Consider the following 13,871-nt stretch of genomic DNA (forward strand, 5'->3'; position numbering starts at 1 on the left):
AGCCGCGGTCCGGCACGGCGTGCCGGACCGCTGTCGAGTCACGAACTCGTCGTGGGTGTCAGCTGACGCCCCACTGCTGGTTGGAGCCGCCGTTGCAGGTCCACAGCTGCACCTGCGCCCCGTTGGCCGTGGACGCCCCGGACACGTCCAGGCACAGGCCGGACTGCGCGCCGGTGATCGTGCCGTTGGTGTTGACGTTCCAGCGCTGGTTGGCCTGGCCGTTGCAGGACCAGAGGACCGCCCTCGTGCCCGCGCTCGTGCCTTGGCCGTAGGCGTCGAGGCACATCTGGGCGGAGCCGGTGTACACGGTCAACTGGCCCGAGGACGTCCGGGTCCAGGTCTGGCCGGCACCGCCCTGGCAGTCCCAGATCCGGGCCTGCGTGCCCGCCGTCCCGTTCGGCACGTCGAGGCACTTGCCCGCGCCCACCGCGCGCACCGCGCCGTTCGGGGTCGGGCCGCCGCCGGTGGTGTACCCGGCCGCGATGACGTTGGCCTGCACGGCGTTCTCGGTCGCGTCGGTGGGGTAGCCGGCGACCATGGCGCCTTCGTAGAAGGTGCCCGCGCTGAGGTTCGCGCCGCCGTCGGGCTTGCAGCAGTCACCGCCGCTGCCCAGGATGATGGCGCCCTGCTTCTTCATCGGGCTGTACCCGTTGGGCAGGGGGCCGTCCCACAGCGTGGTCAGGTTGCCGACCTGCGCGTCGCTGCCCTTGAGCGCGAACCGCGTGGTCCCGTTGTTCTTCAGCATCGCCGTGACGAACTTGCTGGTGAACGCCCGCTGGTTGGGGTTCCACTGCTGGCTGCCGCCGGGGAACAGGCCCCACTCCAGGTCCGCCTGGACCCACGGACCGGTGCCGGAGCAGCCGCCGAACCAGCACTGCGTGCTGAAGTTGATCGCGTCCATCGCCCCGGCCGCGTCGGCCTTCCGGGTCGTCTCGCTGTTGCCGTAGTCGAAGCAGCAGCCGCTGTTCACGTGCGTGCCGCTGGTCACCATGTACATGCCCTCCGGCGCGGCGCCGGTCGGCACACCGGTCAGGTGACCGTCACGCCAGTAGCTGTTGCCGGGGTTGATGTAGAGCGAGTAGGCCTTGCTGCCGCCCACCGCCAACGACTCCGACGTCGCGACCGCGGGCCTGCTCTGGGGCGACCCGGGAACCACCGACGAGCCCTGGTACCACAGGTCGTTGCCCCGACCGGACTGGTCGTAGACGACCGTGATGACGCAGGTGGTGCCGGCGCAGAACGAGTCCTGGGTCGCCGCGTTGGCGGTGCCCCCGGCGGCCAGCAAACCGATGTCCCTGGTCGTGTTGTCCGACGAACGCCTGACCTGGTACAGGTTCCCGGCGTACGCACCGTACAGCGCCCGCGTCGTGCTGTGCGCGGCCACGCACGGCGTGCCGCCCGAGGCGTAGATGTCGCACGGCCCCGTGCCCGCCGCCAACGCGGTCACCGGTGCCGACCACGTCAGCAACGCCGTGGGCAGGAGGGCGAGAGCCATCACGACCCGCGCGCGCACCGCCGCCCGCGAACGCCACCAACGCTTGACGGACCCCTTCGGAGAACCGGATAAGGGCTGCATCTTCACTCCTACGACGATGTGGGAGGGCAGGGAGAGCGGCGACGGACGCGCACCCGGACGTGCCGCGTGCGTGGAATGGCGAGCGGGTCGCCGGGCAGGATCGCCAGGGCACGACCCACTGGACGGGGACAGGGTTTCGAATCGCTTCGACTGTTGCCGACCGTAGGGGCTAAAACCGCGCTAAAGCAACGGTTGAGACGCCGGGACCGCCGCCGCGCTCCCGCAGGGAGGAACGGCGGGGCGGTCCCGGCCACCGGTGGCTACACACCCTGCCGCCGCCAGTGCTGGTTGGTGCCGTTGTTGCAGGTCCACTGGACGAGCTGGGTGCCGTCGGTGGTCGCGGCGTTGGACACGGTCAGGCACTTGCCGCTGTGCTGCGCCACCAGCCGCACGTGCCCGCTGCCCGCGTCCTCGAAGCGCCAGCGCTGGTTCGTGCCCGAGTTGCACGTCCACTGCACGACCCGGACCCCGTCGCCGGTGGCCGACGTGCCGCCGTGGACGTCCAGGCACATCCCGCTGCCGACGTTGACGACCTCGTGCTGACCGCCGCCGACGTCGCGGACCCGCCAGCGCTGGTTGGTCTGGCCGTTCGGGGCCCACTGGACCACGTTGGCGCCGTCGGACGTCGAGGCGTTGAACACGTCGGCGACCTTGCCGCTGTGCCGCGCGGTGAAGGTCTCCGCGGTGGGCACCGGCACGGTGGTCTGCGGGGTCAGCCGGTAGAGGCCGGAACCGTGCGCCGGCAGCGAGCGGGACAGGGTGCCGCTGACCGTGCCGAGGTTCGCGCCCGACCACAGGTCGACCACCGTGGCGGAGCCGATCCCGAGCTCGGCGAGCGGGACCGACACGGTCGACGTGCCACCGCCCCGGTTGAACAGCGCGACGTACTTGTCGTTGCCACCCGGCACGTTCGCGGTCCACGCGGTGTGCGTGCCGCTGAAGAGCTGCCGGTTGCCGGTGCTGTGCTGGTCGACCGCCAGCACGGCGGCGTTGTTCATCAGCGCCAGTTCGGACGCGCGGTTCTGGGTCAGGTCACCGCCCCACATCATCGGCGAGCGGGTGATCGACCACAGGGTCATCAGGGTGCGCTGCTCATCCGGCGTCAGGTTGGAGTAGCGCGGTGAGCCGACCGGGCCGTTCTGCGACAACCGGCCGATCGGGATCATGTCCGGGTCGGGCCACGCGCCGGGCCTGCGGTGCGGCGTCCACGCGTGCAGCCGCTCGAACAGGGCCTCCAACGCCGGCCAGTCGTCCCACAGGTCGTTGACCACCCGCCACATGTTGGCGTTGTCCGCGACGTGCGTGCCGTTGCCGGTCGACGTCGGGCCAGGCGAGAGGCTGAGCACCATCGGGCGGCCGCTGCGCTGGATCGCCAGCCTGTAGCCCTCGATCTCGGCCTGCCGGTAGGTGGGCGCGGCGATGTCGTCGACCTTGACGTAGTCCACGCCCCACGAGGCCAGCAGCTTGAACTGGGAGTCCAGGTAGGCCTGGGCGCACGGGTTGCTCATGTCCAGGCCCCAGTTGAGGTTCAACCAGGCCGCGGTGGTGTTGTTCTCGATCTCGTTGGCCCGGCAGTTCGTGCCCGACACCGGCAGGTTGTCCGCGACCACCTGGCGCGGGATGCCCCGCATCAGGTGCACGCCGAACTTCAGACCGGCCGTGTGGATGTAGTCGGCCAGCGGCTTGAACCCGTTGGTGCCCGACGCGGAGGGAAACCGGGTGGTGTCGGGCAGCAGCAGACCGTTGGCATCGGTGCGCAGCCTGGGCTGGAAGTTGGCGTCCTGGCTCGGCGCGCCCGACCCGCTGCCCGGGCGGTACCAGGCCCAGTCGATGACGATGTACTGCCAGCCGTGCTGCTTGAGGTTGTCGCGCATGTAGTCGGCGTTGGCCTTGACCTGCGCCTCGGTGACGTTCCAGTTGAACGAGTCGTAGCTGTTCCAGCCCAGCGGCGGAGTCGTGGCGACCCCGTTGTCCCAGGCCATCGCCGGCTCCTCCGATCCCGACGTGAGGGTCGTGGCCAGCAACGCCGCGGCGGCGAGCACCACGCCCGCCTTGCGCGAGGACGACGTTCGGACTCCACCCACGGTGCCTCCTGCTCATCGTCGAGAGGGCGCTCCGCCGATCACCGATCCTGCTTGTTCACGCTCACAAGGAGCGGCCCCGAGTCGGTGACCTGCCTGCTTGAGTCTGCTGTGGGGCAGGGGGAGAGTCAAGGTCGTCCCTGTAGTTAGCGCTCACATGGCGCAGCGAGAGGGACGCGACCAGCGCGGAGGCCGGCGGACCGGCCTCCGCGCGGTGGGTCAGTTGCGCACGCTCCACTGCTGGTTCGTGCCGCCGTGGCACGACCAGAGGTGGAGCAGGGTGCCGTTCGCGGTCCCGTTGCCGCTGGCGTCCAGGCACAGCCCGGACTGCACCCCGGTGATGGTGCCGTTGGCGTTCACGTTCCACTGCTGGTTCGTGCCGCCGTGGCAGTCCCAGATGATCGCCGCGGTGCCGTTCGCGGTCCCGGCGGCGTTGGCGTCCAGGCACTTGTTGCCGTTGACCGTCAACTGCTTGCCCGCGGTGTAGGTCCACCGCTGGTTGGCGGCGCCGCCGCAGTCCCAGAGCCGGGCCTGGGCGCCGTTGGCGCTCCCGGCGGCGACCTCGGCGCAGCGGCCCGACTGGGTGCCCACGAGCATGGCGTTCTGCGGACCGGTGGTGCTGCCGCCACCCGGCCCGGCGTTGGCCATCACGGCCTGCGCGCCGGACGGCCAGTTGCCGTTGCTGACAACCGTGTTGCCGGACACCACGTTGCCCCGGTCACCGTTGGTCACGTTCGTGCTGTTGTTCGTCGACCAGTTGTTGGTGACCGTCCAGTTGCCCATGTTCTCGCCGCCCCAGTAGTTGGCGGTGGCCCACGTGCCGGTGTTGTTGAAGACGTTGCCCGTGACGGAGTAGTACTTCGAGCCCTCGTCGAAGTAGACCCCGAAGTAGCCGTTGGTCCGCTGGCAGTGGTTCCCGCTGATCGAGGCGCCGGGGTTCCACGACAGCGTGTAGATGCACCCGCCGTCGTTCATCTGCTGCATGACGTCGTGGACGTAGTTGTTGATGAGCTTGTTGTTGGACGCCGTGGTGGCCGTCGTGTAGCGCGGCTGGTAGTTGTACAGGCCGCGGTTGGCGTAGTTGTTGTTGCCGCCGGCGTCGTTGGCGCCCCAGCCGTACCCGATCGACATGCCGGAGTACGGCATGTTGTAGACCTCGTTGTGGGCCACGGTGGCGGTGCTGACGTAGGTGTTGAGCACCGAGACGTTGCCCCGGTACTCGATGCCGAGGTCGTGGATGCGGTTGTAGCTGACGGTGATGTCCCGGTTGACCATCCGCTGGTCGCTGGGGTGGTGCGCGTCGGCGCGCACGCCGCCGACCACGACGCCGCCCGCCGAACTGCGGGCGATCTCGGACCGCGTGACCGTGATGTTGCTGGCACCGAGGCCGACACCGCTGGCGTGGGCGTTCGCGTCGTTGCCGATGCCGATGGCCGTCTGTCCCAGGTTGACGAACTGGGACTCGCTGAAGGTGATGTTGTTGGCGGCCGAGACCTGCACGGCGGCGGGCATCTGGTTCCAGTGCGGTCGCGCCGCCTCGAACTGGGTGCAGCCGTTCTGGCACGAGGTCAGCCGGTCGCCCGGCCAGTTCCAGTTGCCCGTCATGAAGGCGCCGGTCTGCTGGTCGGCGTACCCCTGGTTGCTGCTGGGGCCGAGCCAGGTGGTGCCGGTGAACGTGATGCCGCTGAACGAGATGTGGTGCGCCGGCGCGTCATAGGTGCCGCCGACGTCCACCAGCGACTGCAACACCGGCAGCTCGACGCTGACGGTGCTCATGTTCTGCCCGGCCAACGGGATGTAGGACAACGCGCCCGTCCCGGGGTTGAGGTACCACTCCCCCGGCGAGTCCAGGAACTCGTAGGCGTTGGCCAGGTAGAAGGGCCCGGCCCGGTGCGGCTGGCTGAGCGTGTCGTACCCGAAGGTGTTGTTGTTCCACGCGGGCTGCTGCATGGTGAGGAAGTTCCCGCTGATGCTCTGCACCGGCGAGTACCGGTCGGTGAACGAGTTGACGCTCTCCACCTCGACCCGGCTCTGGTTGCCCAGGTTGTTCAGGTAGTTCAGCGCGGAGTTGGAGAACCTCATGCCCGTGCTGGTGAACGTGAAGTCGGCCCGGTTCACCTGCGTGCGCGCCCGGGTCGCGACCGCGCCGTTGACGTACAGCTGGCGGGAGTCGGCCCCGGTGGGGACGTTGGCCCGCCAGATGTTCTTCCCGGCGTCGACGACCGACCAGCCGGTGACGGCGCGGGCGCCGCTGATGACGGGACGCGCGGACGGGGCCGCCTGCCACTGCACGCGGTAACCGTTGTTGCCGGAGTCCGCCGCGGTCAGCCGCAGCGGCTGGGAGAGCCGGTACACCCCGTCGGCCAGCTGCACGACGATGTCACCGGACATGCTGCTGTTCTGCGACCGCACCGCGGTCTGGGCGGCGGGCAACGAGCACGGCTGGGCGGCGGAACAACTGGTGCCCGTACCGGTGGGCGAGGCGTAGAGGGTCGTGGTGGCGGCGGATGCGGTAGGAGCGAGGGCCACCGCCGCGGCGGTGGCGGTCAGCACCACGGCGGCGACGCCGGCCGACACCGGCCTTCGCACCGCAGAGGACGAGGACGCGAACAAGGAGACCTCCTGACTTGGAGTGTGGTGCGACGCCCGGTCGAGGTGTCGGATGGCACTTCGTGGTGACGCGGGCGTCCCGGCCCGGTCCACGACCGCGGCGGGGGCCGGGTCGGGCGGTACGCCTCGCGTCGAGCGGCGCCTAACGGGGAACCGGTGGCCCGTCCGCCGGACGCGGCACGGCGGTGCCGGGGGTCAGGTGCCACACCTCCCGCATCGGCTCCCAGCGGACGTCGGAGTCCGGTGCGGTGGGCGACTCCTGGCAGGGGTCGGTCAACGCCCACCAGCGCTGCGACTCCGGATCGGCGGCGATGCGGGCCTGGTCGGCGTCGTGGTCCTCGCCGGTGTACTCGTAGTAGCCGAAGAGCAGGTCGCCGTGCAGGAAGATGGTGAAGTTGCGGATGTTGGCGTCGAGCAGCATCCGCTCGACGGACGGCCAGACCGCGGCGTGCAGCCGGAGGTATTCCTCACGCCGCTCCGGGCGCAACCGGGTGACCATCCCATAACGTTGCAAGCGGTCCACGTCGGACTCCTCGAGGTTGCCCCACCGGCCGGACCACGGCGCTGTCGTCGACGGCTTCCGGTCCGCGAACCGTGCGGCGGCGAGGACCGGAGGCTCCCGCGCACGCCGGTTCGAGCGTCGGGATGACGTCTGACGACCAGCCGACCCGTGCCGGAAACAAGGCCGTGATCACTTCATCATACGAATGACGTATTCACAAGGGAAGGGCGAGTACCGGACATCGTTGTCAGCGCGAGTCGACGGCGGTCAGGACCGCAGGGGGTGCATCTGCTCCGGCACCGTCGGGGCGCCCTGCACCACGGCCAGCAGGCGTTGGCCCGCGCGTTCCGGCCGGACGTGGGGGCCCTCGGACACCGGGAGGGTGACGAGGCCCTGGGACGCGGCGATCGCCTGTTCGTCGACGCGGACGCCCAGCCCCGGGCTGTCGCCCAGGATGAACGCCCCGTCCTCGACGTGCAGGTCGATCGAGATGCCCGACGGCGGCCGCAGGTCCTGCAACTCGCTCACCAGGTGGTTCGGCACCGACGTGGCCGCGTGCAGCAGGCCGACCGGCGAGTTGCCGATGGGGCTGACGGGCAGGTCGTGGGCGTGCGCGAAGGCGGAGACCCGCAGGAAGTGCGTGACGCCCCAGCCGGCGGCCGCTTGGACGATGTCGATCGCTCCCGTCGAGATCAGCGGGCGGTACTGGTCGAGCCCGGTGAGGTTCTCGCCGCTGGCGACCGAGGCGCGGATGCCGCGGCTGACGGCCGCGTGCCCTTCGGCGTCCCACCGCCGGACCGGCTCCTCGATCCAGATCAGGTCGAGCGCCCGTTCGAGCTCGCCGACATGGCGCACCGCCTGCTTGCGGGTCAACGCCTCGTTGACGTCGAGCATCAGGCCCGGCCGGGTGCCGCGACCGGCGTTGGCGAGCACGTCGCGCACCAGCATGAGGCGGTCCCGGTCCCGGTCGACGTCGAGACCTCCCTTGATCTTGGCCACCCGCAGGCCGCGGTCGGCGTAAGTCTCGTACAGGGCCACGAGTTCGTCGTCGCCCAGCCCGATGTCCACACCGGAGGCGTAGGCGGGCACGCGGCGGTCGCGGCCGCCGAGCAGTCGCCACAGCGGTTCGCCCGCGGCCTGTGCCTTGATGTCCCACAACGCGGTGTCCAAGGCACCGATCGTGCCGAACACCGTGCCCGCGTGACCGGCCTTGAACGTCTGGCGCAGCATCCGGTCGTAGAGGGCGGTGACGCCGCGCGGGTCCTCCCCCTCCAGGGCGGCGAAGATCGAGGCGATCTCCACGTGTGAACCGAGTCCGACGCCGGTGATGCCCACGTCGGTCTCGACGAGGACGATCGGCACCCGGATGACGCCGTCGGCGAAGACGCCGTTGGCGTCGCCGATCGGCCGACCCCAGTCCTGGACGGTGGTGAGGGTCCGGTAACCAGTGATGCGCATGTCAGCCCTTCGTGGCCCCCGCGGTGACGCCTTCGGCGATCTGGCGTTGCAGGAACAGGTAGACGACGAGGACGGGTACCGCGGCGATCAGCACGCCGGAGGCGAACACGGGGATGTCATCCGAGTACTGCCCCCGCAACGAGGTCACCCCGACCATGAGCGTGCGATTGTCCGCCGACGGCATCATCAGCAGGGAGATGAGCACGTCGTTCCAACAGAACAGTGCGTTGAGCACACCGACCGACAGGAGTGCCGGGGCACCCATCGGAAGCATGATCCGCCAGTACACGCCGTACAGCGTGTTCCCGTCGATCCGCGCCGCGTCCACGATCTCCGCGGGCACGGTCGAGTAGAAGCTGGTCATCAGGAAGATCGTGAACGGGAGGAACTGCGCCACGTACGCGAGAACAAGCCCCGGGTAGGTGTCGATGAGGCCGGCGTCGGCCATGACCCGGGTGAGCGGGACCATGATCACCTGGAACGGGATGAACAGCGCCGCGAGGACACCCAGGAAGAGCACCGAGGACCCGCGGAAGCGCAGCCGGGCGAGCGCGAACCCGGCCATCGACCCGAACAGCAGCAGCAACGCGACCGAGCACGCCACCACGATCACCGAGTTCACGAAGTACCGGGACATGCCCACGCTCGTCCACGCCGCCGCGATGTTGTCCCACCGCAGCGAACCCGACAGCGAGAACCGGTCGAGCACGTACTCGCGGCGGGTCTTCATCGCGACGTTGGCGGTGAACACCAGCGGGTAGATCGTCGCCAGCGCGAGCGCGGCCATCGGCACCGCGACGACCCACTTCGTCACCCGGCGGCCGGCCATCATGTCTCCTTGCCCGTGCGGCGCAGGACGGCGATCTGGGCCAGCCCCACCACGAGCATGATCAGGAACAACGCGGTCGACGCCGCCGACGCCAGCGCGGGCTGGTTGAACTGCCCCTGCTGCACCCAGATGTAGTACTCGGGCAGGTACGTCGACGCCTCCGGACCACCGTTGGTCATCACGAACAACAGACCGAACATCGACGTCAACATGCCGATCATCGTGGTGACGAACACGAACTGGATCGTCCGCGACAGACTCGGGACGATCACGTGCCGAATGGTCTGCCACAAGGACGCACCGTCCACCTTGGCCGCGTCCAACAACGTGGGATCCAGAGTCGAGAACCCGGCCAGGAACACCACCAACGCCATGCCGAACGTCGCCCAGATGTGCACCCCGACCACCGCGAAGATCGCCACGTCCGGGTCACCCAACCAGTCCACCGGACCCAGCCCCACCCCGCCGAGGACCGTGTTGACCGGACCGTCGAACGCCAGCAGCAGGTTGAAGATCGCCCCGACGATCACCGGCGACAACACCGCCGGGAAGAAGTACACACCCCGGTACACCCGATGCCCCGGCACCCGCAGGTACACGAACGTCGCCAGCAGACCCGGAACCGCCACCGCCACCGGCAGCAACAACACCAACAGACCCACATTCCGCAACGCCATGCGGAACAACGGATCACCCAACAGGGTCACGTAGTTCGCCAGACCGACCCACATGCCGTTGCGCACACCGTCACCGGTGAAGGAGAAGTTCACCCCCAACACCAACGGCCACAACCGCAACACCACGATGATCAGCACAGCCGGCGCCAACAGCACGAACGGCGCCAAGCGCTCCGACCGCGACCCACGACGGTTGCGCCGTCGGAGCGGCCTCACCGGTCGCCGGCCCGCCGCTTCCGCGACCACCGCTCCTCCGGTCCGCCCGACCACTGCCGGGCGGACCGAGGACGGGGAACCTCCGGGCGGCACGAATCAACTCGCCTTGTCGGACTCGGCCAGCTGCGCCACGGCCTCGTCCGCGGTGATCGAGCCGCTGAGCAGCTGCTGGGAGAGTCGACCCATCAGGTCGATGGTCTTGCTGGACAGGGCGACGTGCAGGGCGGGCTTGCCGGACTTGATCCCCGCGAGGATCGTGCCGACGGACGGGCCGCCGGCGGAGACGTCGATGGTGGTATCGGACGTGATCGCGCCCGCGTCGGCGTAGAACGCCTTCAACGCCTCGGACGAGGTCAACGACCGCACCAGGTCGGCGGCCAGCTTCGGGTCCTTGGTCCACTTCGCGACCCCGAAACCGATGCCGCCGTCGTACGGCAGGCTCGGCGTCGCCGCCGGGTTGACCACCGGCGCCGCCATGACGCCGATGTCGCCCGGGTCGAGGAACTCGCCGAAGTCCTTCCAGTGCCCGATGTCCGACATCAGGCCGATGATGTGCGCGGCCTTGCCCGACTGGAAGACCGCGAACGCGTCGTTGAACATCGCGGTCGAGTTGATCCCGTCGTTGTTCAGGCCGGCGTCGTTGACCTGCTTCCAGAGCTCGAAGACCCGCTTCACGTCCGGCGAGGACCAGTTCCGCGTCCCGGCGATCCAGGCGTCGTACTCCTGCGGCGTGAGCACCGCCGCACCGATGCTGGACAGGAAGAACTGGATTCCGATCCCTTCCTTGTTGCCCACGCCGAAGCACTTGGCGCCCGTCTTGCCGGCGATCGCGCCGCAGTCCTCGACGAAGTCGTCCCACGTCTTGGCGGGCGCCTCGGGGTCCAGTCCCGCTTGCTCGTACAACGCCTTGTTGTAGTAGAGCGGGTGGCCTTGCAGCGTCACCGGCGCGGCGTAGGTCTTCCCGTCCTTGGTGAACGCCTCCCAGCCGGCCAGCCGCTGCTTGTCCTGGTCGACGTAGGTGTCCAGCGGCACCAGCGCGTCGACCCGGTCGCGCAGCTGGCCGCCGCCGTTGAAGAGCATGACGTCCGGCCCCTTGCCGGCCTGGATCGCCGCCCCGAGCAGCGTGTAGTACTGGTCGAACGGCTGGGCCACGAACTCGACCTCGGTGTCCGGGTGGCCCTTCGCGAAGTCCGCCTTCGCCTTGTCGAGGTAGGCGGCCACGTTCGCGTCGCCGGACTTCCAGTCCCACACCACCAGCTTGTCGCCCGAGCTGCCGGAGGATCCCGGACCCGCGGCGCTTCCGCAGCCGGTTGCCAGAGCCAGACCCAGCACCAGGGCAGCCGACCACAGTGCGCGCTGCTTCATTGCTGCTCACTTCCCAGACGGCGACCGGGCGATCTACGCGCTCGGCGCGACAGCGTTTCGGAACCTAACTCGTATGACGTCTGACGTCAACGGTGCTACGTATACTTGGCGCAGCCCTGAAGCACCGGGGCGCAGGGCGCAACCGGAGGAAAGATGACCGCAGCGGGCAGGCGACCGGCCGAAGACGCACCCGCACCTCCCGGGTGGGCGCGTCGACCGACCAACCTGGCCAAGGCGGTGACCGAGGAACTCGTGGGGCGCATCGTCAGGGGCGTCCACCCCTCCGGGACGTCCTTGCCGCCCGAGCCCGCCCTCGGCGCGACCTTCTCGGTCAGCCGGACGGTCATCCGCGAAGCGGTGAAGATCCTGCAGGAGAAGGGCCTGGTCCAGGTGCGACAAGGCGCGGGCACCATGGTCACCCCGCCCGCGATGTGGAACATGCTGGACGAACTCGTCCTGGCGGCCACCATCGCCGAAGACGAGACGCTGGCCGTGCTCGACGATCTCGTGATCACCCGGAGGCTCCTCGAATCGGACATGGCCCAGGTCGCCGCCCGCGCGGCCGACCAGGACACGATCGACCGGCTACGTGCCCTCGTGGACCGGATGGACCAACTCGTCGACGACCCCGCCGCCTACGGCGAGCAGGACCGCGTCTTCCACGACACGATCATGCAGACGTCGGGCAACCGGATCGCCCGGGGTGTCGTGCGCTCCCTGGAGAGCCAGGTCATCAACACCGCTCGCTACATGGGTCGGACCGAACGGGCGTTGTGCGTGGCGTCCAACCGGGGACATCGCCGGATCTACGAGCGGATCGCGGCGCACGACCCGGCGGGCGCCGCCGACGCCATGCACACCCACATCACCGAAGCGTGGTTGGTGCGCCGCACCGACAACGGAGACCCGAGCCGCCTGGAGCGCTAGGCGGACACTCGGCGACACCACCCCCCTCGCACAGCCACTTCGCTGAGTCGTCGCCATGCGCACGGCCGACGGTTGCGGTCAGCATACCGATCTGCGGCCCATCAGGGAACGATGAGTAATACTTACCGGATCAACGGTCGACCAGCCTCGCGGCGGACCGACCGCAGGTCCGGGTGAACAAGGCTGCTCCGAAATTTGCGGGTCCGTTACCCTTGACGACACGGCCGCACACAAGCTGTCATGAGTAGCTAGCACCACCGCTCGATAAGTCAGACTCATCGACCGGTGGTTCTGCTCGCCGGGCTCCGGTCCACGAGCGCAACGCCCCCACGAGCACCACGACGTAGTGGAGCAGCTCATGCCACAACGGCCGAACGGCCGCGCACCCTGCGCGCCCCGAACCGGCGGCCCCGGCTGACGGGCGGCTGACGAACAGCCGTCGCGCGTCGCCTCACCGGCCCCGCGAGAGTTCCCCGGGGGCCGCCTCTCCACCCGAACGGCCCCGTCCCTTGTTGTGCATGCACCGGGTCGCCGTGCACCGGCGGCCGGACACGGAGAACGGGAGGTCCACGTTGGGCGCACGACGGGTCACGTTGGCCGACGTGGCCAAGGTGGTCGGCGTCTCCCAGACCACCGTGTCCCTGGTCTTATCGGGACGTGGCCGCGACCTGCGGATCTCCGAGGAGATGCAGCGCCGGGTCCGCGAGGCGGCGACGGAGTTGGAGTACCGCCGACACCGGGTCTCGCTGGGTGAACGCGGGCCGAGGACGCAGACGATCGCCTTCGTGTCCGACTCGGTCGCGAGCTCGCGGCTCGCCGGCCACATGATCAAGGGTGCGCTCGGCGCGGCCCGCCGGCACGGCGTGACGCTGTTGTTCGGCGAGACCGAGGGCGACGCCGGCTTCCAGCGCACGTTGATCGAGACGATGCACGACTACCACGTCGACGGGATCATCCTCGCCTCGGTGCACACCAGGACGATCAGCATCCCGAGCGAACTCGCCACCGGACCCGCGGTGCTGCTCAACCTGCTGCCCCGGGAACCGTCACCGCTGGTCTCCGTGCTGCCGGACGAGGTCCAGGCCGGCCGCGCCGCCGCGCGCGTGCTCCTCGACGCGGGCCACCGCGAGGGCATCCACCTCATCGGCGTCGGCCCGTCCGGTGACGACGTGCCCCCGGGTCGGACCGCGGCGTTCGACCGGCTCACCGGTATCCGCAAGGAACTCGGCGAGGTGGGGGTCGAGGTGGAGAGCGGACGCCCCTGCCGCTGGTGGCTGCCGAAGTACGGCTTCGAGGCGACCCGGGACCTGCTGGGCAAGGCCCGCCCCCGCGCGTTGATCTGCCTCGACGACCGGCTCGCGCTCGGCGCCTACCAGGCGTTGCAGGACGCGGGCGTCAGCGTGCCCGACGACGTCTCCGTCGTCTCCTTCGACGACCACCCCATCGCCTCGTGGCTGCGCCCCGCCCTCACCACCGTCGCCCTCCCCCACCACGACCTCGGTGCCAAGGCCGTCGACCTCCTGTTCGCCGACATCGACCACCCGGACCTGGACCGCGTGCGCCGCGGCAGCACCCACCGCGTCCCGATGCCGGTCCGCCACCGGGATTCCGTGGCACCGCCTCGATGAGC

At 69.5% G+C, this 13,871-nt stretch carries 10 protein-coding genes; 2 read left to right on the plus strand and 8 right to left on the minus strand.

The features are described from left to right. Positions 1-58 precede the first annotated feature (58 nt). The 8 genes from ACYVLT_RS02940 to ACYVLT_RS02975 all read right to left on the minus strand — a co-directional run bounded on the left by ACYVLT_RS02940 (position 59) and on the right by ACYVLT_RS02975 (position 11,314). Positions 59-1,495, minus strand: a complete 1,437-nt coding sequence (locus tag ACYVLT_RS02940; protein WP_461118495.1) for an arabinofuranosidase catalytic domain-containing protein — start codon at positions 1,493-1,495, stop codon at positions 59-61. A gap of 341 nt (positions 1,496-1,836) precedes the next feature. Then, a complete protein-coding gene (locus tag ACYVLT_RS02945; RefSeq protein WP_461118496.1) occupies positions 1,837-3,660 on the minus strand; it encodes an alpha-galactosidase in 1,824 nt (607 codons plus the stop codon). A 216-nt stretch (positions 3,661-3,876) separates the two neighbouring features. Further along, positions 3,877-6,234, minus strand: a complete 2,358-nt coding sequence (locus ACYVLT_RS02950; RefSeq protein ID WP_461118497.1) for an RICIN domain-containing protein — start codon at positions 6,232-6,234, stop codon at positions 3,877-3,879. A gap of 175 nt (positions 6,235-6,409) precedes the next feature. Then, complete coding sequence (locus ACYVLT_RS02955; RefSeq protein ID WP_461118498.1) at positions 6,410-6,790, minus strand: L-rhamnose mutarotase; 381 nt, start codon at positions 6,788-6,790, stop codon at positions 6,410-6,412. A gap of 246 nt (positions 6,791-7,036) precedes the next feature. Further along, positions 7,037-8,227 (minus strand): mandelate racemase/muconate lactonizing enzyme family protein, encoded by a 1,191-nt coding sequence (locus tag ACYVLT_RS02960; protein ID WP_461118499.1) that lies wholly within the window; start codon positions 8,225-8,227, stop codon positions 7,037-7,039. A gap of 1 nt (position 8,228) precedes the next feature. Then, on the minus strand, positions 8,229-9,056 hold the full coding sequence (locus tag ACYVLT_RS02965) for a carbohydrate ABC transporter permease (RefSeq protein ID WP_461118500.1): 828 nt from the start codon (positions 9,054-9,056) through the stop codon (positions 8,229-8,231). Further along, on the minus strand, positions 9,056-9,901 hold the full coding sequence (locus ACYVLT_RS02970; RefSeq protein WP_461118501.1) for a carbohydrate ABC transporter permease: 846 nt from the start codon (positions 9,899-9,901) through the stop codon (positions 9,056-9,058). The genes ACYVLT_RS02965 and ACYVLT_RS02970 overlap by 1 nt, the downstream gene beginning before the upstream one ends. A gap of 144 nt (positions 9,902-10,045) precedes the next feature. Further along, positions 10,046-11,314 (minus strand): ABC transporter substrate-binding protein, encoded by a 1,269-nt coding sequence (locus ACYVLT_RS02975; protein ID WP_461118502.1) that lies wholly within the window; start codon positions 11,312-11,314, stop codon positions 10,046-10,048. A gap of 153 nt (positions 11,315-11,467) precedes the next feature. On the opposite strand from ACYVLT_RS02975, the gene ACYVLT_RS02980 reads away from it, so the two are divergent. Beyond that, positions 11,468-12,241 carry a FadR/GntR family transcriptional regulator gene (locus ACYVLT_RS02980; protein WP_461118503.1) on the plus strand — a complete coding sequence of 258 codons (774 nt, stop codon included), beginning with the start codon at positions 11,468-11,470 and terminating at the stop codon, positions 12,239-12,241. 518 nt (positions 12,242-12,759) lie between these two features. Continuing rightward, positions 12,760-13,869: a LacI family DNA-binding transcriptional regulator gene (locus ACYVLT_RS02985; RefSeq protein ID WP_461118504.1), complete on the plus strand. Its 1,110-nt coding sequence runs from the start codon at positions 12,760-12,762 to the stop codon at positions 13,867-13,869. Positions 13,870-13,871: the final 2 nt, after the last annotated feature.

It is taken from the genome of Saccharothrix stipae, assembly GCF_054781895.1.

Excerpts from the sequence above, each read along its gene's own strand:
- ACYVLT_RS02940 (WP_461118495.1), bottom strand. The coding sequence starts at position 1,495 with ATGGCTCTCGCCCTCCTGCCCACGGCGTTGCTGACGTGGTCGGCACCG.
- ACYVLT_RS02960 (WP_461118499.1), bottom strand. The coding sequence starts at position 8,227 with ATGCGCATCACTGGTTACCGGACCCTCACCACCGTCCAGGACTGGGGT.
- ACYVLT_RS02965 (WP_461118500.1), bottom strand. The coding sequence starts at position 9,056 with ATGGCCGGCCGCCGGGTGACGAAGTGGGTCGTCGCGGTGCCGATGGCC.
- ACYVLT_RS02975 (WP_461118502.1), bottom strand. The coding sequence starts at position 11,314 with ATGAAGCAGCGCGCACTGTGGTCGGCTGCCCTGGTGCTGGGTCTGGCT.
- ACYVLT_RS02980 (WP_461118503.1), top strand. The coding sequence starts at position 11,468 with ATGACCGCAGCGGGCAGGCGACCGGCCGAAGACGCACCCGCACCTCCC.
- ACYVLT_RS02985 (WP_461118504.1), top strand. The coding sequence starts at position 12,760 with ATGCACCGGGTCGCCGTGCACCGGCGGCCGGACACGGAGAACGGGAGG.